The following is a 19,668-nucleotide window of genomic DNA, read 5'->3' as shown; positions in this document are numbered from 1 at the left end:
GCCTCCGCGTTGTGCGGGCCCCGCCCACGCGCGCAGTCCGGGGCCAATGGCCTCCCGGGCTTTTCTCCCGCCGTGGAACGGTCCCGACGCGGACCGCCTGCGTCTCTCGGACCAGACCCGCGTTCGCGGCGGAACCCTAGACGCGCCCCGCGCTGCCGCGGGTCGCCACAAGTGCACCGGCCGGCCGTGTCGCGATCGGGTCGGCCGTGTGAACACCGCGTTCCGGGGCTGACCCGTGAGCCGTCACCGCCGTCACATCGTGTTTACCTGAGCCTCTCGAGAAGGTCGCGCAGCACGGCCATGGCGGCTTCGGGCTGGTCCCAGAACACCATGTGCCCGGCCGCCGGCACCTCGACCAGCTGCGCGGACGGGTTGGTCGCCGAGGCCTCGGCCGCGCCGGCGGCGGTGACGACCGGGCTGTCGCCGCCGTAGATCAACACGGTCGGCGCGGGGACCTTGGGCCAGTGGGCGAAGAAGTCCTCGGACTCGAAGCCGGCGTGGGTGGCGGCGATCGCCGTGCGGGAGCACGACGACAGCCAGCGGGCCCGCAGCTCCTGCTCACGGCGGGGCCAGCGCGGCCAGGACCGCGCCACCTCGTCGGCATCGGTGCCGCGCCGGGCCTGGGCCAGCTGCTGGAGGAAGGCGTCCAGGGACGTGGGATACGGGCCGCGACCGGGGCCGCTCATCGGGGGATCGACCAGCACGGACCCGCGCAGCTCGTGACCGGGCGCGGCCACGGCGACGATCCGCGCGCCCATGGAGTGCCCGAGCAGGATCGGCCGATCGAGGCCCAGCTGTGAGATGACCGCGTCGACATCCTCGGCGTAGCTGGCCAGGTCGTACTCCGCAGCGCTGTCGGACAGGCCGCGTCCCCGCACGTCGAGCACGATCGGGCGCACGAGGTCGGTGAGTTCCCGCGCCACGAAGTCCATGGTGATGGCCGGGCTGGTGATCCCGGGCAGCATGAGCAGCGGAATCCCGTCGGCCGGCCCGTAGTCCAGCAGGTGCAGACGGATCGCCCCGGACTGGACCCAGCGGCTGCTCGCGGGCACGGCGGCGAGGTCGGCCAGCGCGGGCTGGCCCAGAGTACGCGGATCCAACCCATCCAGATACGACAGGGCATCGGCCAACGGCACGACGTCGGCATACTTCTGCTGGAGGTCGAACAGCGCCGCGTCGTGCGGCCCACGGGCCCGGTCGCCGCACGCCTCCCACACGACCAGGGTGTTGAACCCCGACTGCACGGCGTCGACCGCCGTCGCCCGCACACACCCGGACGTGGTGGCACCACAGACAATCACGGTGTCGGTGCCCAGCCCGGCCAGCAACGCCGCCAGGTCGGTCCCGTGGAACGCCGACGCGCCCTTCTTCACGATGAGGTGGTCGCTCTCGCGACGATCGAGCCGGGGATCGAGGGCCACCGCCGGGCTGCCGTCCCGCAGCGCCCGCATGCCGGGGGCCTTCCGCAGCCAGGCAACGGAATCGCCGTCGGCCTCGGCCGGGCTGTAGCTGATGGCCGTGTAGATCACCGGCGCCTGGGCCCGGCGGGCGGCGGCCACCAGGGCGGCCGTCGCGGTGACCTCGGCGGTGAGGTCGGCCCCGGAGGCGAAGTCGGGCTCGGTGAAGCCACGGGTCAGGTCGACCACCACCAGCGCCGGCCGGGAACCGCGGGGCACCGCCGCGCCGAAGCCGGCCCGGTCGTACACCTCGTGCAGCTGCTCATCGACGGGCACGCAGCAACTCCTTGATCAGCTTGTGCTGGGTCCGGACCCGGCCCAGCAGCCACCCCTGCACCAGGCCGAACGCCACCGCGGCCACGATCGGGCCGTAGCGCTTGACGGCCGGGGGCAGCAACATGGCCGCCGCCCCGTCAACGGAATCGGCGGCCTGGGGCACAACGGGGTCCTCTCCGTGCAGCTGGCCGGCGAGGTTGCCGGCGAACTGGTCGAGCAGCCGCGTGGACACCGCCCCGATCGCGCCCTTGCCGAACTGGGCCAGCTTGCCGCGAATGGCCAGGTCGGTGCGCAGGTCGATGGTCGCGCCGCCGGGCGCCTCGCGCACGGTCAGCGTCACCTCGGCCTCGGCGTCGCCGTTACCGTGGCTGTCCGCGCCCCGGGCCAGCAGCCGCAGCCGGCGCTCGGCCGGCACGACCTCGGCGAACCGGACCTGCCCGGCGTAGGCGGCGCTGATCGGCCCGACCTTGATCTTCACGTGGCCGAGGTAGGCGTCGCCGTCGCGGCCTTCCAGCACGGCCCCTGGCAGGCAGCCCGCGACCCGCTCGACGTCGTTGACCAGCGCGAACACCGCGTCCGGGTCGGCGTCGACGGTGAGCTGGTTCTCCAGGATCACGACGTCGCCTCCCGTCGGGACACGGCCGTGGCGGCGATGGCGTCCACAATGGTCTGATACCCGGTGCAGCGGCACAGGTTGGCGGAGATCGCCTCCCGGACCTCCTCCCGGCCGGCATCCGGCTGCTGGGCCAGGAATCCCTCGGCCAGCATGAGGAATCCGGGCGTGCAGAACCCGCACTGCAAGCCGTGATGATCGCTGAAAGCCTGTTGCAGATCCGACAACTCGCCGTCGCGTCCCAAGGACTCGACGGTTCGGATGTCGCAGTTCTCGGCCTGTACGGCGAACATCAGGCACGCCCGCACCGGATCGCCGTCCACCAGCACCGTGCACGCCCCGCAGACGCCGTGCTCGCAACCGACATGGGTGCCGGTGAGCCCGAGCTTGTGCCGCAGCACGTCGACCAGCGTCTCGCGCGGCTCGACGAGCGCCTCGTGCTCGGTGCCGTTGACGCTCAGCACGATCAGATGTCGTTCTCTCATACGAGAGTGCTCCCTTCGAGCGCGGCGAGCACGGTCCTCGGGTGCACCGGCGTCGTGTCGAGTTCCACGCCGGTGTGCCGCAGGGCGTCGTTGATGGCGTTGAGCACCGCCGCCGGGGCGCCGATGGTGCCGCCCTCGCCGGCGCCCTTCGCCCCGTTTTCGGTGAAGGCGCAAGGGGTTTCGAGATGGGTCACGGTGATGTCGGGCACCTCCGTCGCCGTCGGCGCCAGGTAGTCGATGAAGCTGGCGGCCGAGGGCTCGCCGTTGTCGGCGTAGGTGATCTCCTCGAACAGCGCGCCGGCGATGCCCTGTGCGATCCCGCCGCGGCACTGGCCGTCCACCACCTTGGGGTGGATCACCACACCGCAGTCCTCCACGCAGGCGTAGCGCAGGATCGTGATCTTCCCGGTGCCGGGATCGGCTTCCACGACAACGGCATGGGTGGCGTTGGAGAAGGTGCCGTCGCCGGCGACGTCGAAGCTGGCGGTGGCGGTCAGCGCCGGCTCCACGTCCTTGGGCAGCAGGTGACTGCGCAGGTAGGCCACGTCGGCGATGTCCTCAAAGGACAGTCGCCGCTCCGGGTCGTCGACCTGGATCACGCCGCCGTCGCCGTCCAGGCGCACGTTGTCACGGTCGGTCTCCAGCAGGTGCGCGGCGATCGTGCACAGCAGCTCGCCCAGCCGGGTCGCCGCCAACGCCACCGCCGAGCCGCCGATGGTCACCGAGCGGGAGGCGAAAGTGCCCCAGCCGTAAGCGATGCGCTCGGTGTCGCCCTGCCGCAGCTTGACCTTCTCGAACGGCACGCCGAGCCGGTCGGCGACGATCTGGGCGAAGGTCGTCTCATGGGACTGGCCGTGGTTCATGGTGCCGCTGGTGACCACCACCGACCCGGTGGTGTCCATGCGGATCTCCGAGATGTCGAAACCCGGCACCACCCGCATCTTCCGCTTGGCGAAGGCGTCCGAGCCGTAGCCGGTGCGCTCGGAGAAGCAGCAGTAGCCGATGCCGATGTGCCGGCCCTCGGCGGCGGCCCGGTCACGGTACTCCGGCCAGCCCTCGTCGCGCAGGATCGTCTCGGCCAGGTCGAGCGATTCCCGGTAGCTGCCGGGATCGTAGGTGACGCCGTTGATCCCGGTGTACGGGAAGTCGGTGATCAGGTTGCGCCGCCGGACCTCCACCGGGTCCATGCCGAGCTCGCGGGCGGCCCGCTCCATGACCCGCTCGATCGCCATCACGTACTGCGGCCGGCTGACCCCGCGATACGGCGCGGTCGGGGCCTTGTTGCTGGCCATCGCCCGGCCCCGGACGCGGTAGGCCGGCACCTGGTAGACGCTGGGCATCTCGGCCGAGGCCATCAGCGGCTCGATGCCGGCGGTGAACGGGTAGCACGAGTACGCGCCCATGTCGCACACGATGTCCACGTCCAGGGCGGTGATCCGCCCGTCGGTGTCGAACGCGGCCCGGGTGCGGTAATGCTGCTCCCGGGCCAGGAAGCCGGCGGTAAGCGCTTCCCGGCGGTCCTCGATCCACTTCACCGGCCGGTCCAGCCGCTTGGCCGCCGCCGCGACGGCGATCTCCTCCCGGCCCACCACGCACTTCTGGCCGAAGCCGCCGCCCATGTCCGGCACCACGACCCGCACCGCCCGCTCCGGCATCCCCAGCGAGCGGGCCAGCACCGTCCGGACCTGGTGCGGGACCTGGGTGCAGGTCTGCACCAGCAGCTGGTCGTCGTGGTCGTCCCAGGACGCGACCACGCCCCGGGTCTCCAGCGGCAACGCGTTCTGCCGGCCGGTCCTGGTGATCACCTCGACCACGCAGCCCGCCGCCGCGAAGGCCTCGTCCACGCCGGGAGTGTCGAACATCGACACGTCCAGCAGCACGTTGCCCACGGCTTCCTCGTGCACCAGGGCGGCGTTCTCGGCGAACGCCGTCTCCTGCGACACGATCGCGTCGAGCGGCTTGTACGTCACGGCGGCGGCCTCGATGCCGTCCTCGACCGCGTAGGGGTCGCGGGCGACCACCAACGCCACCGGCTCGCCGACGAACCGGACCTTGTCCCGGGCCAGGATCGGCATGGCGGTCGGCACGAACTCCTCGGGCGGCCGGTCGAGCAGCGCCACGATGTCCCCGAGTGCCAGATCCGTTGCGGCATAAGCGGCCACGACCCCGTCGACCGCCCGCACGGCCGACAGGTCGACGTCGAGGATGGCGCCGTGGGCGACGGTGGAGCGGACGAACCCGGCGTGCAGCATGCCGGGCAGCTGGATGTCATCGACGAACCGCCCGCGCCCGGTGAGCAGGCGCGGATCCTCGCGCCGCGGCACCGAGGCCCCGACCCAGCGCCCGCCCCGCCCGTCGAATCGCGGCCCGCTCATCGCCTCTCCCATGCTTGCTCCAACGCCTGGGCCACCAGGGTTCGCGTGAGCCGGCAGCGATAAGGACCGTCCTCTGGCGGGTCGATGGCCGCCGCGGCAGCCTCGGCGCACTCGGCGAACAACGCCGGCCCGGGAGTTCCGCCGGCCAGCACGGCTTCGGCTTCGGGCACGCGGATCGGGGCCGGGGCCACGCCGCCGAGCACCACCCGGCCACCCTCGGCGTCCAACGAGACAGCGGCGCTCACAGTGGCGAAATCCCCATGGCGGCGGGCGAACTCCGTGAGGGCGGCCCTCGGCGCGGGACGGGTGAAGCGCACCCGGGTCACCACCTCGCCGGGGTCGACCGCCGTGGCGTAGAACCCGTAGAACATCTCGGCGGCGGGGATTTCCCTTGTGCCATGGGGACCTTCGGCCACGATCACGGCGTCCAGCAGCAGCGCGAGCAGGCACCACTCGGCGGTGGCGTCACCGTGCACGATGCTGCCGGCGACCGTGCCCCGGGACCGGATCGGCAGGTGGCCCACCCACCGCATGGCCCGGGACAGCACGTCGAAGTCCCGGCCCAGCAAGGCAACCTCGATCTGGCGGTGGGTGACCAGCGCCCCGACCACCAGCTCGTCGCCCTGCCGGCGGAACGTGCCCAGCGCCGGATCGCGGCGCAGCGGCGCGAGGTCGATCAGGGCGGTCGGCCGGGCCAGGCGGAAGTTCATCATCGGCAGCAGGCTCTGGCCGCCGGCGATGAGCTTCGGATCCTCGCCGGCCCTGGTCAGCCCGTCGAGCAGCCCGACGGCGTCGGCGACGTCGAAGGCCCGGTGGTAGCCGAACGCGGCGGCCTTCATGCCGCAGCCGTCTCCGCGACGACGTGATCCAGTTCGCGGCCACGGGTTTCCGGTGCGGCGACCATCATGAACACCACTGCTGCCACCACCAGGACGGTCAACACGGTGAAGGTGAGCGGCAGGCCCAGCACCGGCCACAGCACGCTGCCGAACAACAGCGGGGCGAACCCGGTGACGGCCCGGCTCGATGCCGAGGCCCAACCGAAGCCCGAGGCCCGTGACTCCGTCGGATACAGCTCGGAAACATAGGCGTACATCACGGGAATCACCACCAGGGAAGAGAATCCGAACACGGCGATGGCCACGACCGCGGCGGTCGGGGAGCCCAGCAGCAGCGCGAACGCCACCAGCGACAACGCCGAGAACGGCCCGGCGACCATGATGATTCGCTTGCGCCCCACCCGTTCCACCAGCAGCACCGCCACCGCCACCCCGGCGATGCCCAGTGCGTTCATCAACGCGGTCGAGGCGAAGGCCGCGATGTCCCCGAATCCCTGCGCCCGCAGGATCGACGGCATCCAGCTCAGCGCCGCGTAATACGTCAACAACACCGTGATGAACAGCGACCAGGCGACGCCGGTGATCTTGGGATATTCCTGCCACACCTTACGAAGCTGGTCGAACGCGGCGGTCGCGGCTCCACTCAGGGCCCGTGGCGGCGCTTCCGGGATCGTGTACGGCTCCGCCACAGCCCCGGTCCGCCGGACAAGATCGTCGATCACCGCCCGGGCCCGGTCCTCCTGCCCCGTGCGGACCAGGTACAGCGGGGACTCGGGAATGCCGCGCCGCACCCAGAACAGCAGCAGGGCCGGCAGAATCATCAACGCCAGCATCCACCGCCAGTTCCCGGACACCGGCAGCAGGACCGTCGCCGCGAGGCCGGCCAGCGTGGTGCCGATCGGCCACCAGCCGTCCATCGCCGACAGCACCCGGCCCCGTTGCCGGCGGGGCGAGAACTCGCTGACGATGGCGTAGTCGACGGGAATGCACCCGCCGAGCCCGATCCCGGCCAGGAACCGCAGCGCCAGGAAGGTCTCCACGTTCGGCGACAGCGCCCCGAGCACGGAGAACCCGGCGAACAGCACCAGGGTCACGCCGAACGCCCGCTTGCGGCCGATGCGGTCGGCCACCGTGCCCCAGGCGACCGCGCCGACCGCCATGCCGATCAGGTTGGCCGTGGCCACCAGCCCCCGCTGCCCGGGCGAGAGCCCGAACTCGGCCCCGACCAGGGGTGTCAGGAAGCCGTTGAGGGCGACGTCCCAGGCGTCGAACAGATAGCCGAGGCCGCCGATGAGGAAGATCCTGCCCTGCACGCGCCAGCGCCACGGCAGGTCCTGGACGATCTGGTCTCCGGTTCTCATGGGTCGCTCCCTGGGATCGCGGGCCGATCAGCGGGCGAACTGGTAGTGCACGGACTCGGTGTCCGGGTCGGTCAGCGGGCTGCCGCTCCACAGCCAGTGGTACGAGACGTCGGACTCCCCGTCGAACCGGCGCAGCTTCTCGTCGCGCTCGCGCTGTTCCGGCCCGTCCGGCAGATGGTAGAAGCTCATGTTCCGCAGCGAGGCGTCTTGGACCATTCCGGCATGTTTCGCCCGCCGGTCGACGTACCGGACCAGGGCGGCGTCGATGCCGTCGCGGGTCACCCGGCCGAGTTCCTCGGCCAGCACGGCGGCGTCCTCCATGGCCTGCGACGCCCCCTGCGCCTGGTACGGCAGCATCGCGTGGCAGGCGTCGCCCAGCAGCGCCACCCGGCCGTCCACCCACACGGGGTTGCGCCGCCGCCGGTACATCGCCCAGAGCGAGACGTCCTCGTCCTTGGCCTTGGCCAGCACGGTCGGCACGCGGTCGTCCCAGTCCCCGAACTGCGCGGCCAGCTCGGCGGCGGTCGCCGGTTCGCTCCAGGACCGGGCGATCGTGTCGTTGGCCGGCACGATCGCCACCACGTTGAGGTGCTGGCCGCCGCGGATCATGTAGTGCACGAGGTGCTTGTCCGGCCCGTACCAGATCGTGGAGTGGTAGCGGTCGACCAGGAAGCGGGTCGCCGGATCCTGGGCGACGAGGTCGCCGGGGATCAGCGCGCGGTAGGCCATCTCGCCGGAGAACACCAGGGTGTCGTCGAAACCGGCGAGATCACGCACGGCCGAGCGGATGCCGTCGGCCCCGATCACCACATCGCCCTCGAACCGCCGGCCGTCCGCGGTGAGCACGGCCGGGCGCTCGGGCTGGGTGCGGTCCAGGTCGATCACGCGGGCATCGGTCGCCACGCGGACGATCGGCCCGGGCCCTTCCGGGTCCAGGCAGGCGTCCATCAGCACGCCGTGCAGGTCCGCCCGGTGGTAGTGCCAGTACGGAGCGCCGTACTGCTCGACGATCCGTTGCCCCAGCGGGATTTGCGCGATGATGCTGCCGTCCGCCCACCGCCGGCGGACCTGGTCCTGCGGCACGCAACGCACCTGCTCCAGGCGGGTGCGCAGGCCGAGCCCGAACAGGACCCGGCTGGCGTTGGGCGCGGTCTGGATGCCCGCGCCGATCTCGCCCAGCTGCGGCGCCGCCTCGACCACCGTGACCCGCAGACCCCGCTGACGCAGCGACAACGCGGCGCACAGGCCGCCCAACCCGCCGCCGACGACCACGACCTCGAACGACTGACTCGCGGCCACACCAACCTCCCTTGTCAGTTGAGCAGCCGGCCGGCCGGGCGCATCTCGGCCACGGTCAGCTCGCCGCGGTCCACGATCAGCTCGTCGTCCAGGTAGAGCGAGTTGCCGCGCATCGGGATGTCGAAGTGGCACGGCGTGTCGTTGGGGCCGCCGAGCTCGTTGTTGGGGCCGATGGAGAACATCACGTTGCCGTAGAAGCTGCGCAGCTCCATGCCCATGCCGCCGGGGAACTGGGTCAGGCCGTGCCAGTGCGCCCGCTCGTCGAGGCCCCAGCCGACGTGGCTCATGCCGTAGCCGCGCGGGTCGTCGAAGCTCTCGATGTAGGACCGCAGCAGGTCCGCGTCCAGGCCCGAAGTGCCGGCCCCGCCCCGGATGTCGCGGATGAAGCCCTGCTCGATGGTGATCTCCACCGGGGTCTGCACGTAGGTGTTGAACGGCAGCAGCACGTCCCCGGGCGACAGCACGATCCTGCCGTCCACGCCGTCGTCCGCGCCGCCGGTGAACACGAACGCCGCCGGCCAGTGGTCCCAGCGGCCGGGGGTGTCGGTGTAGCCGTACTCCGACAGCGTCGGATAGACGCCAAGGCGGTAGGTGACGTCGGTGCCGGCCGGGCTGGTGATGCGCATCGTGCCGGCCTTGGCCAGCAGCTCGGCGCCGATCTCCACCCGTTCACGGAGCTCCTTGGTCGGCATCAGCCGGGCCAGCAGCTCCGGCGGCTCGACCGCGGTCAGGATGCGGGTGCCGGCGTCCTGGATGGCGAACTGCTCCTTGCTGAACAGCAGGAACGTGCAATCCACGACCATGTCGGCCGCCTTGAGCGCCTCGACCGCGAGGGGAATCTCGGCCAGCCCGGAGTCGCCCACCGCCCACGCGCCGGAGGCGCTGGCGGGGGAGGGCAGCCGCAGGTGGTAGGTCGCCGCGCCCAGCCGCTGCGCCGCCCACAGGAAGGCGTCGGCGTACTCCGCCCGATCGTGTCCGCGGGTCAGCACCACCACCGTCTCGTCCTCGCGCACGCCCGACAAGGTCAGCTGGCGCAGGCAGATCTCGTTGAACAGGTTCTGGTCCATCGTTCGCGCACCTCCCAACTCATCCGAGCACGTATTATCTGGGTACGCAAGAGTTGGCGGCGATTCCGCAGCTGGCGGGCATCGCCCGTATGATCACCGGGGACCGTTCGACGGGAGGAACACGATGGTGGAGCAGGCGCGCACGGGCCGACGCGGACGGGGCGACGCCGCCACTCCGGCCCGCCCCGCCGACCTGCTGGCCGCCCCCGGCTACGGCGCGCGGCGGCTCTACCAGGCCTACCTCGCCGCCTGGACCCGGCACGTGGACCCGGTGCTGACCGGGCCGCAGTTCGCCGTGCTCACCGCCGTGCGCGACTATCCCGACAGCGACCAGAGCTCACTGGCCGAGGCCGTCGCCCTCGACACCTCCACCATGGCCGACCTCTGCCGCCGCCTGGAACGCCGCGACCTCATCCGCCGCGTCGAGTCCCCCCGCGACGCCCGCCGCAAGCTGCTCTCCCTCACCGAGGAGGGCAAGGCCGCCCTCGCCCGCGTCAACCGCCGTGCCCGCCGCCTGGACAAGGCCCTGCTCGCCGGCACCGGCGTGCCCGACGGCCTTGACATCGCCGCCCTGCTCACCACCCTCAGCGCCCACTGGGAATCCGTCGCCACCGACGACCTGCGCTGAGCCGCTGTCGGTTCAGCGCAGCCAGGACGCCAGGGCCTCCATGCTGCCCGACAGCGGCTCGCCGGGGCGGCGCACCAGGCCGACCTCGACCTGCGGCAGGGGAGCGGCGGACGCCAGCACCACGAGGTCGTCCGACACCGTGGCCCCGTCCAGGAGGAAGGTCGCCAGCACGCCGAGCCCGGCCGCGGCGGCGAGGACCCGGGACTGGAGACCGTCGATCTCCAGCACCGAGCGGTCGCCGCTGATGCCGGCCGCGCGCAGGGCCTCCAGGTAGAAGCCGGTCTCGGCGCTGGTCAGCGGGGCGGTGATCAGGCCGGCCGCGGCGATCTCGGCGACCGTCGGCCGCGGGGTTGCGGCCAGGGGATGGTCGGGCGTGACCAGGAAGCCCAGGCGCAGCTCGGTCAGCGGCTCGAACTCCACGCCGGTGGGCAGGTGCCAGCGGATCACGTACGCCAGGTCGAGCTCACGGTCCAGCACGGCCTGCGCCTCGCGGCGGCTGTGTCCGAACCGCAGCGACAGCAGGGTTCCCTTGTGCGCACGGCAGAACGGCGCGATCACCGCGCGGAAGAAGTGCTTCTGCTCGAACGCCATGCTCACGCCGAGGCGCACCCGGCCGTGCCGGCCCTGCGTGAGGTCGTCCAGCGAGGCTCGCAGCCGGTCCTGTTCGATCAGCATGGCCAGCGCGGCGCGGTACACCTCGCGGCCGGATGCCGTGAGGTGCACCGCGCGGGACCGGTAGTCCAGCAGTGTCGCGCCGCAGCTCCGCTCCAACTCGGCGACGTGGTGGGACACCGTGGACTGGGTGAGGTCCAGCCGCCGCGCCGCGGCCGAGTAGCCGTTGCTGTCCACGACGGTGACGAACACGCGCAGCCGGAACAGGTCCAGGTTCATCCACCCAGTATCGTCAGGTCAGCACGGCCTGACCGTAGTCGGCGGGCAGGTCCAGCAGGTCGTGCGCACCCATCCACTGCTGCGTGCGGTCGAACATGTCCTTGGTGTACGGCTCGAACACGATGCGCTCCCCGGGGCCGAACCGCCGCACGTCGACCAGTTCGGCCAGGTCCGGCGGCATCTCCCGGGACCAGTAGTGCTTGTACGGCTCCACGTGCAGGTCGATGGCGGTCTGGGCCCGCCGCAGCGCGCGGAAGTACTTCGCGGTGTCGGCCAGGTCCGCGGTCGGGGCGATCAGGAAGCCGACCATGAAGGTGGCGTCGGCGACCTTGCGGAAACCCAGCTGCTCGGCGATGTAGCACTCCGCGCCGAACAGCGTCGCCACCTCGATCTCGCCCCGGATCAGCAGCCGCACCCGGTCGACGGGCAGGCCGGCGAAGTCCAGCTTGATGCGCGGCCGGGCCACGAACGGTTCGAGCGCCTGCACGGTCGCGTAGTGGCTGCCGGAGTGGTATCCGACGGCGACCGGGACGTCCGCGAGGTCCGCCGCGGTCCGGTACCCGGTGCCCGGGGCCGCGAAGATGCCCGCCGGCGTGATTGTGTAGGCGTGGCCCCACATCTTGCCGGCCCCGGCCGACGCGACGCCGTTGACCGCCCAGTGGCAGGCCGATGAGACGTCGCAGGCCCGGCCGGCCGACATGTCCTCGAACGCCCCGGCCCGCAGCTGCACCGGCGCCTCGTCCGCCGACCGCACCGGCGAGGTCTGCTTGGCGGCAGCGGCGAATCCCTCGGCCTGGAACTCGTAGTCCAGCCCCTCGGCGGTGAAGTAGCCCTCTTCCTCGGCCACCCATTCCTGCAGGCGGTGGTGCGGTTGGATGACGTACCGACCCATGGGCGTCTCCCTCGCTCGGCTGCGGTGACCGCCACGCTAGGAGCCTTGGTCGGGGCCGGACAACGGGCTGCGGTCGATCGACGTATCGAAGTCCTCGATGGCTTCGGGCGCCTGGAGATGTCTTTCGGGTATCACAGCGGACGGAAGAGGTCTTGGACGCCGGGGATGCGCGCGGCGCAGGGTTGAGGCGAACCCGATGAACCAAGGAGCGACGATGAAGGTCTTTCTCACGGGCGGATCCGGTTACCTCGGCCGGGCCACGATCGCCGAGCTGCGGCGGCAGGGCCACACCGTGGAAGCCCTGTCCCGTAGCCCGAAGGCGGCCAAGGCGGTGGAAGCGGCCGGCGCCGCCTCCGTCCAAGGTGGACTGACCGATCTGGACATCCTCAACCAGGCCGCCGGCCGGGCCGACGCGGTGATCCACCTGGCCCAGGCCGGCACGGCCGAGGAGGACCTCGCGGCCGCCACCGCGATGCAGGACGGCGTCGGGTCCGGCGCCTACGTGCACACCGGCGGCAGCTGGGTCTACGGCGACACCGACGGTGTGCGGGACGAGACCGCCCCGTGGAACCCGCCCGCCGTGGTGGCGTGGCGCCGGGCCGTCGAGGACGCCGTGCTGGCCCATCGCGGCCGTCCGGTCATCGTGCAGCCCGGCTTGCTCTACGGCGGCGACAACCGTCTGATCGACATCTTCTTCGTCCAGCCCGGACTTCGCCACGGCGCCATCCCGTACATCGGCGACGGCGCCAACCACTGGGCCCTGGCGCACATCGACGACATCGCCACCCTCTACGTCGCCGCCCTGGCCGCCCGGCCCGGCTCGGTCTACCTCGGCGTCGGCGGCGTCAACCCCACCGCCCGCGAGGTCGCCGAGGCACTGTCGAACGGCGTGGGCCTCGCCGGCAAGACGGTGTCGATCACCCTCGACCAGGCCCGCGCCGACATGGGGCCGATCGCCGAGGCCTTCGCCCTGGACCAGCAGCTCACCCCGGCCAAGGCCGAACGCGAGCTGGACTGGGCCGTCACCCGCACCGACCCGCTCGCCGCCTTCGCCCGCGGCTGACCGGCGCCGCCTCTGGCACGATCACCGGCACAGCGGCTGGGAGGGAGCCCCGATGTCCGTTCGCTACCAACTGGTGATCGACTGCGCCAATCCCGATCGGCAGGCCCGCTTCTGGGCGGCGGCACTGGGCTACGAGCTCGCGCCGCCGCCGGCCGGGTTCGACACCTGGCGCGACTACTACCGGGACCTGGGGCTGCCGGAGGAAGCGCTGACCGACGGCGTGGACCGGATCAGCGACCCGAAGGGCGGCGGGCCGGCGATCTGGTTCAACGCGGTCGGGGAGGCGAAGACGGTGAAGAACCGGCTGCACATCGACATCCACGCCGGCGGCGACCGGTCGGATCCGCTCCCGGTGCGGCGGAGCCGGGTGGACGCCGAGGCCGAGCGGCTGGTGGGACTGGGCGCGACCATCACGGTTGTCCTGTACCAGGAGGGAATCGACCACTACGCGGTCGGGATGAAGGACCCCGAGGGCAACGAGTTCGACGTCAACTGAGTTCGGCCAGCGCCCAGTAGCCGGGCGCGTTCGGTCGGGCCGCTGGCCACGGGGCGATCGTGGCGGACGAAGTCGCCCGCGACGCGGTGCCCGACCGACGCGTGCCGGCCTCAGAAATGGCAGGGCATGGCGCGAATGGCGTGCACGAAGTTGCCGGCCAGGTACTCGGGTTCGCCGGCGGTGATGTCGGGCAGTTGGCGCAGCAGCTCCCGGAACAGCGCCCGCAGCTGGGTCCTGGCCAGCTGGCTGCCGAGGCAGAAGTGCACGCCGCCCCCGCCGAAGGCGATGTGCGGGTTGGGGTCGCGGGACAGGTCGAACGAGTTCGGATCGGCGAACACCTCGGTGTCCCAGTTGCCCGACGGGTAGAACATCACGACCTTGTCGCCGGGCCGGATCCGTCGCCCGCTCAGCTCGAACTCGGCGGTCGCGGTGCGGCGGAACGTCATCACCGGCGAGGACCAGCGCAGGAACTCCTCGACCGCCGGCCCGACGCGGCCGTCGTAGTCGGCGGCCAGCCACGCCCGCTGCTCGGGAAAGTCGGTCAGCGCCTTGAGCGCGTGGCTGGTGGTCTGGCGGGTGGTGTCGTTGCCGGCCACCGAGATCAGCACGAAGAACGCGGCGATCTCCTCGTCGGTCAGCCGTTCGCCGTCGATCTCGGCCCGCACCAGGCTGGTCATCAGGTCGTCGGCCGGCCGGGCCCGGCGGTCCTCGGCCAGCCCGAACGCCACCTGGTGCAGGAACGCCTGCGCGGTCAGGATCATGTCGAACGGGGCGCGGTCGCCCAGGTGCGCCGGATCGGCCCAGGAGATGAGGTCGTTGGCCGCCTCGCAGGTCTGCTCCCGTTGCTCCTCGCTCACGCCGAGCATGTCCGACAACGTGCGCAGCGGCAGCTGCCGGGCGCAGTGCTCGACGAAGTCGGCGCCGCTGCCGGCCTCGGCCAGCTCCCGCACGATCTCCGCGGCGTCGGCCCGGATCCGCTCCTCGATGCGGGCCACCTGCCGCGGCGTGAACGCCGAGCCGACCAGTCGGCGGAGCTTGGTGTGCCGGGGCGCGTCCATGGACAGGAACGACTGCGAGGCCTCGAGCATATTCTGCGGGATGTTCTCGAACAGCACTCCGTGTCCGGACGCGAAGACGTCGTTGCGGCGGCTGATCTCCACGATGTCGGCGTGCCGGACCGCGGCCCAGTAGCCGGGGTCGTCGGGGTCGTGCAGGAGCGCGTCCTGCACGGGCGGATGCCAGCTGACCGGGCGCTGCTCGCGCAGCAGCGCGAACGTGCGCTCCCGGTCGGCCGCGGTGGTGCTCCAGAACGCTCGCGAGGACAGGTCCACATCGTCGTAGGGCCGGGCTTCGGTCGAGGTCATGGCTGCTCCTAGGCGGGCAGGTAGATCGACTTCAGGTGGTGGTAGGCGGCCAGGCCCTCGGGGCCGAGCTCGCGGCCGATGCCGCTGGCCTTCACGCCACCGAACGGCGCGCCGACGTCCAGGCCGTAGAAGTTGACCCCGATCGAACCGGTCTCGACCCGGCGGGCCAGCTCCACCCCTCTGTCCACATCGGACGTCCAGATGGTGCCGCCCAGCCCGTAGTCGGAGTCGTTGGCGATGCCGACGGCCTCGTCGATGTCGCCGTAGGGGATGACCGCCAGCACCGGGCCGAAGATCTCCTCGCGGGCGATCCTGGCGTCGTTGTCCACGTTCGCGAAGACCGTCGGCTGCACGTACCAGCCCCGGTCCTGTGCCGGCCGCCCGCCGCCGGTGGCGACCGTGGCCCCGCCGGCCTTGCCGGCCGCGATGTAGGACTCGACGCGGTCGCGCTGCCGGCGGCTGACCATCGGCCCGACCAGCGTGTCGGGGGAGAGGGGATCGCCGACGGTCAGCGAGCCGGCCAGCCCGGCGACCGCGTCCACGACCTCGGCGTACCGGGTCCGGGGCGCGAGGATTCTCGTTGACAGGTAACAGGTCTGGCCGCTGTTGAGCAGCGAGCTGGTGGCCAGGCCCCGCACGGTGGCGGCCAGGTCGGCGTCGTCGAGCACGATGGCGGCCGACTTGCCGCCCAGCTCCAGGGTCACCGGGCGCAGCAGCCGCCCGCACACCTCGCCGATCCTGCGGCCGGCGGCGGTGGAGCCGGTGAACGCGACCTTGTGCACGCCGGGGTGGGAAACCAGGTATTCGCCGACATCCGCGCCGCCGGTCACCACGTTGAGCACGCCGGCCGGCAGACCGACCCGCTCGCAGGCGGCCGCCAGTTCGAGTGCGTCCACTGTGGTCTCAGGGGCCGGCTTGAGCACGACGGTGCAGCCGGCCGCCAGCGCCGGGGCCAGCTTGAACATGGTCAGCGCCTGCGGGAAGTTCCACGGCACGATGGCGGCGACGACCCCGACGGGTTCCTTGCGCACCAAGGTTTCCCCGTTGCCGTCCAGGCGTGGGCGCCGTTCCTCCAGCGGCGTGGCGCGGGCCAGCGCCGCGTAGTAGCGCAGCAGGCCGACCGGGGAGTCGCCCTCGGCCGAGGCGGCGATCGCGATGGGCATGCCGTTCTGTCTGCTGGTCAACGCGGCCCGCTCGTCGCGGTTTTTCGCCAGCTCGTCGGCCAGCCGCTCCAGCACGTCGGCCCGCTCGCCCGGGGTCAGGCGCGGCCAGGTTCCGCGAAAGGCCGCGCCGGCCGCCGCGACCGCGTGGTCCACGTCGGTGGCGGTGGCCAGCGGCACGGCGCCGATGGTCTGCTCGTCGGCCGGGGAGACGACGGTGATCACGCCGTTCTCGGCCGGGCGCAGCCACTGCCCGCCGATGTAGAGGGAATCGTGTTCGATCATGCGCGCTCCTGCGATCAGGGAAGGACAACCGGTTCGACGACCTCGCCGGCCAGGCTGGCCCGTTCGGCCGCGTTGATCTCGCTCAGCGGGAAGGTCCTGATCAGCTTGTCGAATGGGAAGCGGCCCTGCCGCCACAACGCGATCAGCCGGGGAATGAACACTTCCGGCACCGCGTCGCCCTCCAGGATGCCCATCACGTTGCGGCCGACGGCCAGCGTCGACGGCTCCAGCGACAGGTCGCCCTGCTGCACCCCGACCAGCCCGCAGGTCCCGGTCGGGCGCAGGGCGTTGATCGCGGTCGTGATCACCTCCGGCCGACCGGTCGTGTCCAGGGCGTGCTGGACGCCGCCGCCGGCGGCCTCCTGGACACGGGACAGTAGATCTTCTTCCGCGCCGTGGAACGTGTGCGTGGCGCCGAGTTCCGCGGCCAGGTCGAGCCGGGCGGGATTGATGTCCACCGCGATGATCACCGCCGCGCCGGCGACCCGGGCCGCCATCACGGCCGAGAGGCCGACGCCGCCGGCGCCGAACACGACGACGCTCGAACCGGCCGTCACCCCCAACGCGATCAGGATCGAGGCGGCGCCGGTCTGGACCCCGCAGCCGAGCGGTCCGAGCAGCTCCAACGGCAGGTCGCGGTCCACCTTCACCGTATTGCGGGCCGAGGCCAGGGCGTGGGTCGCGAACGATGACTGCCCGAACCAGCGGGCGGCCACCGGTTGGCCGTCGCCGTCGACGACCGGCGTCGAGCCGTCGAGGTGGTGGCCGACCAGGTTGCGGGGGAAGAAGGTGTCGCAGTAGGCGGGGTGGCCGGTGCGGCAGTTGGCGCAGGCCCGGCACGAGTCGAAGGACAGCACCACGTGGTCGCCGGGCTCGAACCCGGTCACCCCCGGGCCGATCGCCTCGACGACGCCGGATCCCTCGTGGCCGAGGATGACCGGTGGCTGGCCCATGAACTTCGGCGAGCGGGGTAGCAGGTCGGTGTGGCACAGGCCCGCCCCGACCACCCGCACCAGGATCTCCCCGGACGCCGGGCCGGCCAGCTCCACCTGCTCGATCTGGTGGGGGCCGTCGTTCTCGCGCAGCACTGCCCCCGTGATCCGCATCGGGCTCTCCTTCGTCGCAGGCCCGTCCATGGCGAAACCCCGAGCGTAGCAATTCAAGACACGACGTCAAGACATACTGTCCAGGCATTGTGTCGGCGTTACGGTGAGCACGGCGAAGGGAGCCCGTTTCATGCCAGCACTGTCCCGAAAGACCCAGGCCAGCCGCCAGCAGCGGCGAGCCGAGATCGAGCGGCAGCTGCTCGACGCCACCGAGCGGCTGATGGGTGAGGGGCTGGCCTACACCGAGCTGAGCGTGGACCGCCTGGCCACCGAGGCCGGCATCTCACGGGCCACGTTCTACGTCTACTTCGAGGACAAGGGCCAGCTGCTGCGCATGATGGCCGCCCAGGTCTTCGGCCAACTCGCCGACGGCGCGCGCACCTGGTGGGACGTCGTCGACCGGCACGACCCCGCCGACGCCCGCCGCTCCATGGCCGCCATCATCGCCATCTACCGCCGGCACCAGGCCCTGCTCACCGCCGTGATCGAGATGGCCGCCTACGACCCCGAGGTCGGCGAGTTCTACCACCGCCTGCTCGACGACATCGCCCTCGGCACCCGCGCCGTCATCGAACGCGGCCAGGCCGACGGCGCCATCCGCCACACCCTGCCCGCCGCCGAGACTGCCAGCGCCCTGACCTGGACCGTCGAGCGCACCGTGCACCAGACCGTCCGCTTCACCCACCCCGACCAGGACCCCGCCCTCGCCCAGGCCCTGGCCGAGATCATCTGGTGCACCCTGTTCCTCGAACCCGCCGTCAGCACAACAGGTTCCGGGTGAGCCGGTCCAGCCGTTCGCGCCGTCGGCGTGCTGCGCAAGCTGCTCTCCCTCACCGAGGAGGGCAAGGCCGCCCTCGCCCGCGTCAACCGCCGTGCCCGCCGCCTGGACAAGGCCCTGCTCGCCGGCGCCGGCGTGCCCGACGGTCTCGACATCGCCGCCCTGCTCAACACCCTTAGCGCCCATTGGGAATCCGTCGCCACCGACGACCTGCGCTGATCACCGTGATGCCGGCCGTGGGCGACGAGTTCGACTTCAGCCGAGTTCCGCCAACGCCTTGGCGGTCTCCTCGGCCGGGGCGAAGGAGCCGGTGAAGCTGTTGCGGGCCAAGGTGATCACGTCGGCGTCGGACAGCTGGAGGGCCTCGGTCACGGCCTCGTAGTTCTCGTTGACGTAGCCGCCGAAATACGAGGGATCGTCGGAATTGACGGTCACGGGGACCCCGGCGTCCATCAGGCGCTTCAGCGGGTAGGTCCGGAGGTCGTCGGTGACGCGCAGACGGAGGTTGGACAGCGGGCACATGGTGAGCGTGACCTGGCGGTCGGCCAGGAGGGAGACGAGGGAGGGGTCGTCGGTGGCGGTGTAGCCGTGGTCGATGCGGTCGACGTCGCAGACCTCCAGCGCCTCGCGGATGTAGGCGGCGGGCCCCTCCTCGCCGGCGTGGCAGGTGGTGCGGTAGCCCTGGCCCCGGGCGGCGGCGAAGTACCGGGCGAACTTCGCCGGCGGGTTGCCGCGTTCGGCGCTGCCGAGGCCGACGCCGAGGACGTGGGAGCGCCACGGCCGGATGAGGTCGAGCAGTTCGAGCGCGTCGGCCTCGGTGCGGTGCCGGTGGGCGCTGACCAGCAGCGCCCCCTCGATGCCGGTCTCCTCGCGGGCCTCGGCGATGGCGTCGGTGATGCCGCCGAGCTGGTCGTCGATCGGGACGTCGTGGTCGAGAAAGGCCTGCGGCCCGAACAGCATCTCCGCGCGCCGAACGCCCTGGCCCGCGGCCCGGCGCAGGTAGGCGGCCGTCAGCTCGCGGAAGTCCGCCCGGGTCCGCAGCACCCCACACCCGGCGAAGTACACCGCCAGGAAGTTCTCCAGCCCCGTGAACGAATACGCCGCCCGCAGCTCGTCCGGAGTCACCCACGGCAGCGCCAGGCCGTTGCGTCGCGCAAACCGGGCCATGTCCTCCGGCTCCAGCGTGCCCTCAAGATGCACATGCAGCTCGGCCTTGGGCAACGCGGTCACAGC

19 protein-coding genes and 1 riboswitch are annotated in these 19,668 nt (G+C 71.8%); of the genes, 5 read left to right on the top strand and 14 right to left on the bottom strand.

All coding sequences use genetic code 11. The features are described 5' to 3' along the window. Positions 1-49 precede the first annotated feature (49 nt). A riboswitch (guanidine-I (ykkC/yxkD leader) is annotated at positions 50-151 on the bottom strand. Between the two features lie 112 nt (positions 152-263). The 8 genes from ACIG5F_RS42465 to ACIG5F_RS42430 are packed head-to-tail and all read right to left on the bottom strand — an operon-like array spanning position 264 to position 9,772. Then, entirely contained in the window at positions 264-1,733 is a 1,470-nt protein-coding gene (locus ACIG5F_RS42465) for an isochorismatase family protein (RefSeq protein WP_396525903.1), read from the bottom strand. Further along, a complete protein-coding gene (locus tag ACIG5F_RS42460; RefSeq protein WP_396525902.1) occupies positions 1,720-2,349 on the bottom strand; it encodes an SRPBCC family protein in 630 nt (209 codons plus the stop codon). Before ACIG5F_RS42460 ends, ACIG5F_RS42465 begins: the two co-directional genes overlap by 14 nt. After that, positions 2,346-2,831 carry a (2Fe-2S)-binding protein gene (locus ACIG5F_RS42455; protein ID WP_396525901.1) on the bottom strand — a complete coding sequence of 162 codons (486 nt, stop codon included), beginning with the start codon at positions 2,829-2,831 and terminating at the stop codon, positions 2,346-2,348. The genes ACIG5F_RS42460 and ACIG5F_RS42455 overlap by 4 nt, the downstream gene beginning before the upstream one ends. Next, positions 2,828-5,206, bottom strand: a complete 2,379-nt coding sequence (locus ACIG5F_RS42450; protein WP_396525900.1) for a xanthine dehydrogenase family protein molybdopterin-binding subunit — start codon at positions 5,204-5,206, stop codon at positions 2,828-2,830. The genes ACIG5F_RS42455 and ACIG5F_RS42450 overlap by 4 nt, the downstream gene beginning before the upstream one ends. Then, positions 5,203-6,045: an FAD binding domain-containing protein gene (locus ACIG5F_RS42445; RefSeq protein WP_396525899.1), complete on the bottom strand. Its 843-nt coding sequence runs from the start codon at positions 6,043-6,045 to the stop codon at positions 5,203-5,205. Before ACIG5F_RS42445 ends, ACIG5F_RS42450 begins: the two co-directional genes overlap by 4 nt. Further along, the gene (locus ACIG5F_RS42440; RefSeq protein ID WP_396525898.1) at positions 6,042-7,406 is read right to left on the bottom strand and encodes an MFS transporter; all 1,365 of its coding nucleotides are present in this window, start codon (positions 7,404-7,406) and stop codon (positions 6,042-6,044) included. Before ACIG5F_RS42440 ends, ACIG5F_RS42445 begins: the two co-directional genes overlap by 4 nt. Positions 7,407-7,433: 27 nt before the next feature. After that, on the bottom strand, positions 7,434-8,705 hold the full coding sequence (locus ACIG5F_RS42435; protein ID WP_396525897.1) for an FAD-dependent oxidoreductase: 1,272 nt from the start codon (positions 8,703-8,705) through the stop codon (positions 7,434-7,436). Between the two features lie 14 nt (positions 8,706-8,719). Further along, complete coding sequence (locus ACIG5F_RS42430; RefSeq protein WP_396525896.1) at positions 8,720-9,772, bottom strand: leucyl aminopeptidase; 1,053 nt, start codon at positions 9,770-9,772, stop codon at positions 8,720-8,722. Between the two features lie 124 nt (positions 9,773-9,896). Between ACIG5F_RS42430 and ACIG5F_RS42425 the strand changes: the two genes are divergently transcribed. Next, positions 9,897-10,400: a MarR family winged helix-turn-helix transcriptional regulator gene (locus ACIG5F_RS42425; protein ID WP_396525895.1), complete on the top strand. Its 504-nt coding sequence runs from the start codon at positions 9,897-9,899 to the stop codon at positions 10,398-10,400. Positions 10,401-10,412: 12 nt separating this feature from the next. Here ACIG5F_RS42425 and ACIG5F_RS42420 read toward each other — a convergent pair whose 3' ends face one another. Both ACIG5F_RS42420 and ACIG5F_RS42415 read right to left on the bottom strand, forming a co-directional pair. Next, positions 10,413-11,291 carry a LysR family transcriptional regulator gene (locus ACIG5F_RS42420; RefSeq protein ID WP_396525894.1) on the bottom strand — a complete coding sequence of 293 codons (879 nt, stop codon included), beginning with the start codon at positions 11,289-11,291 and terminating at the stop codon, positions 10,413-10,415. Between the two features lie 13 nt (positions 11,292-11,304). Then, positions 11,305-12,183, bottom strand: coding sequence for a hypothetical protein (locus ACIG5F_RS42415; protein WP_396525893.1), 879 nt, complete (start codon positions 12,181-12,183; stop codon positions 11,305-11,307). Positions 12,184-12,397: 214 nt separating this feature from the next. On the opposite strand from ACIG5F_RS42415, the gene ACIG5F_RS42410 reads away from it, so the two are divergent. Further along, on the top strand, positions 12,398-13,246 hold the full coding sequence (locus tag ACIG5F_RS42410) for an NAD-dependent epimerase/dehydratase family protein (protein WP_396525892.1): 849 nt from the start codon (positions 12,398-12,400) through the stop codon (positions 13,244-13,246). A gap of 52 nt (positions 13,247-13,298) precedes the next feature. Then, the gene (locus tag ACIG5F_RS42405) at positions 13,299-13,742 is read left to right on the top strand and encodes a VOC family protein (protein WP_396525891.1); all 444 of its coding nucleotides are present in this window, start codon (positions 13,299-13,301) and stop codon (positions 13,740-13,742) included. A 110-nt stretch (positions 13,743-13,852) separates the two neighbouring features. Here ACIG5F_RS42405 and ACIG5F_RS42400 read toward each other — a convergent pair whose 3' ends face one another. The 3 genes from ACIG5F_RS42400 to ACIG5F_RS42390 are packed head-to-tail and all read right to left on the bottom strand — an operon-like array spanning position 13,853 to position 17,657. Further along, the gene (locus tag ACIG5F_RS42400) at positions 13,853-15,106 is read right to left on the bottom strand and encodes a cytochrome P450 (protein WP_396525890.1); all 1,254 of its coding nucleotides are present in this window, start codon (positions 15,104-15,106) and stop codon (positions 13,853-13,855) included. A gap of 8 nt (positions 15,107-15,114) precedes the next feature. After that, a complete protein-coding gene (locus ACIG5F_RS42395) occupies positions 15,115-16,551 on the bottom strand; it encodes an aldehyde dehydrogenase (protein WP_396525889.1) in 1,437 nt (478 codons plus the stop codon). 14 nt (positions 16,552-16,565) lie between these two features. Then, the gene (locus ACIG5F_RS42390; protein ID WP_396525888.1) at positions 16,566-17,657 is read right to left on the bottom strand and encodes an NAD(P)-dependent alcohol dehydrogenase; all 1,092 of its coding nucleotides are present in this window, start codon (positions 17,655-17,657) and stop codon (positions 16,566-16,568) included. Positions 17,658-17,787: 130 nt separating this feature from the next. Here ACIG5F_RS42390 and ACIG5F_RS42385 point away from each other — a divergent pair, with 130 nt between their 5' ends. Both ACIG5F_RS42385 and ACIG5F_RS42380 read left to right on the top strand, forming a co-directional pair. Next, on the top strand, positions 17,788-18,438 hold the full coding sequence (locus ACIG5F_RS42385) for a TetR/AcrR family transcriptional regulator (protein ID WP_396525887.1): 651 nt from the start codon (positions 17,788-17,790) through the stop codon (positions 18,436-18,438). A 27-nt stretch (positions 18,439-18,465) separates the two neighbouring features. Continuing rightward, on the top strand, positions 18,466-18,654 hold the full coding sequence (locus tag ACIG5F_RS42380; RefSeq protein WP_396525886.1) for a hypothetical protein: 189 nt from the start codon (positions 18,466-18,468) through the stop codon (positions 18,652-18,654). A gap of 36 nt (positions 18,655-18,690) precedes the next feature. Here the strand turns inward: ACIG5F_RS42380 and ACIG5F_RS42375 are convergent, their stop codons facing one another. Further along, entirely contained in the window at positions 18,691-19,665 is a 975-nt protein-coding gene (locus ACIG5F_RS42375) for an adenosine deaminase (protein ID WP_396525884.1), read from the bottom strand. Between the last annotated feature and the right edge of the window lie 3 nt (positions 19,666-19,668).

It is taken from the genome of Kutzneria sp. NPDC052558, from assembly GCF_044547355.1.
Classification (GTDB): Bacteria; Actinomycetota; Actinomycetes; order Mycobacteriales; family Pseudonocardiaceae; genus Kutzneria.
The sequence above is the reverse complement of the archived record's forward strand: the minus strand, read 5'-3'. Positions and strand labels throughout refer to the sequence as shown.

Bases quoted from the DNA above. Each gene is read 5' to 3' on its own strand.
- ACIG5F_RS42455 (WP_396525901.1), bottom strand. From the start codon at position 2,831: ATGAGAGAACGACATCTGATCGTGCTGAGCGTCAACGGCACCGAGCAC.
- ACIG5F_RS42450 (WP_396525900.1), bottom strand. From the start codon at position 5,206: ATGAGCGGGCCGCGATTCGACGGGCGGGGCGGGCGCTGGGTCGGGGCC.
- ACIG5F_RS42445 (WP_396525899.1), bottom strand. From the start codon at position 6,045: ATGAAGGCCGCCGCGTTCGGCTACCACCGGGCCTTCGACGTCGCCGAC.
- ACIG5F_RS42440 (WP_396525898.1), bottom strand. From the start codon at position 7,406: ATGAGAACCGGAGACCAGATCGTCCAGGACCTGCCGTGGCGCTGGCGC.
- ACIG5F_RS42430 (WP_396525896.1), bottom strand. From the start codon at position 9,772: ATGGACCAGAACCTGTTCAACGAGATCTGCCTGCGCCAGCTGACCTTG.
- ACIG5F_RS42425 (WP_396525895.1), top strand. From the start codon at position 9,897: ATGGTGGAGCAGGCGCGCACGGGCCGACGCGGACGGGGCGACGCCGCC.
- ACIG5F_RS42420 (WP_396525894.1), bottom strand. From the start codon at position 11,291: ATGAACCTGGACCTGTTCCGGCTGCGCGTGTTCGTCACCGTCGTGGAC.
- ACIG5F_RS42415 (WP_396525893.1), bottom strand. From the start codon at position 12,183: ATGGGTCGGTACGTCATCCAACCGCACCACCGCCTGCAGGAATGGGTG.
- ACIG5F_RS42410 (WP_396525892.1), top strand. From the start codon at position 12,398: ATGAAGGTCTTTCTCACGGGCGGATCCGGTTACCTCGGCCGGGCCACG.
- ACIG5F_RS42405 (WP_396525891.1), top strand. From the start codon at position 13,299: ATGTCCGTTCGCTACCAACTGGTGATCGACTGCGCCAATCCCGATCGG.
- ACIG5F_RS42400 (WP_396525890.1), bottom strand. From the start codon at position 15,106: ATGACCTCGACCGAAGCCCGGCCCTACGACGATGTGGACCTGTCCTCG.
- ACIG5F_RS42395 (WP_396525889.1), bottom strand. From the start codon at position 16,551: ATGATCGAACACGATTCCCTCTACATCGGCGGGCAGTGGCTGCGCCCG.
- ACIG5F_RS42390 (WP_396525888.1), bottom strand. From the start codon at position 17,657: ATGCGGATCACGGGGGCAGTGCTGCGCGAGAACGACGGCCCCCACCAG.
- ACIG5F_RS42385 (WP_396525887.1), top strand. From the start codon at position 17,788: ATGCCAGCACTGTCCCGAAAGACCCAGGCCAGCCGCCAGCAGCGGCGA.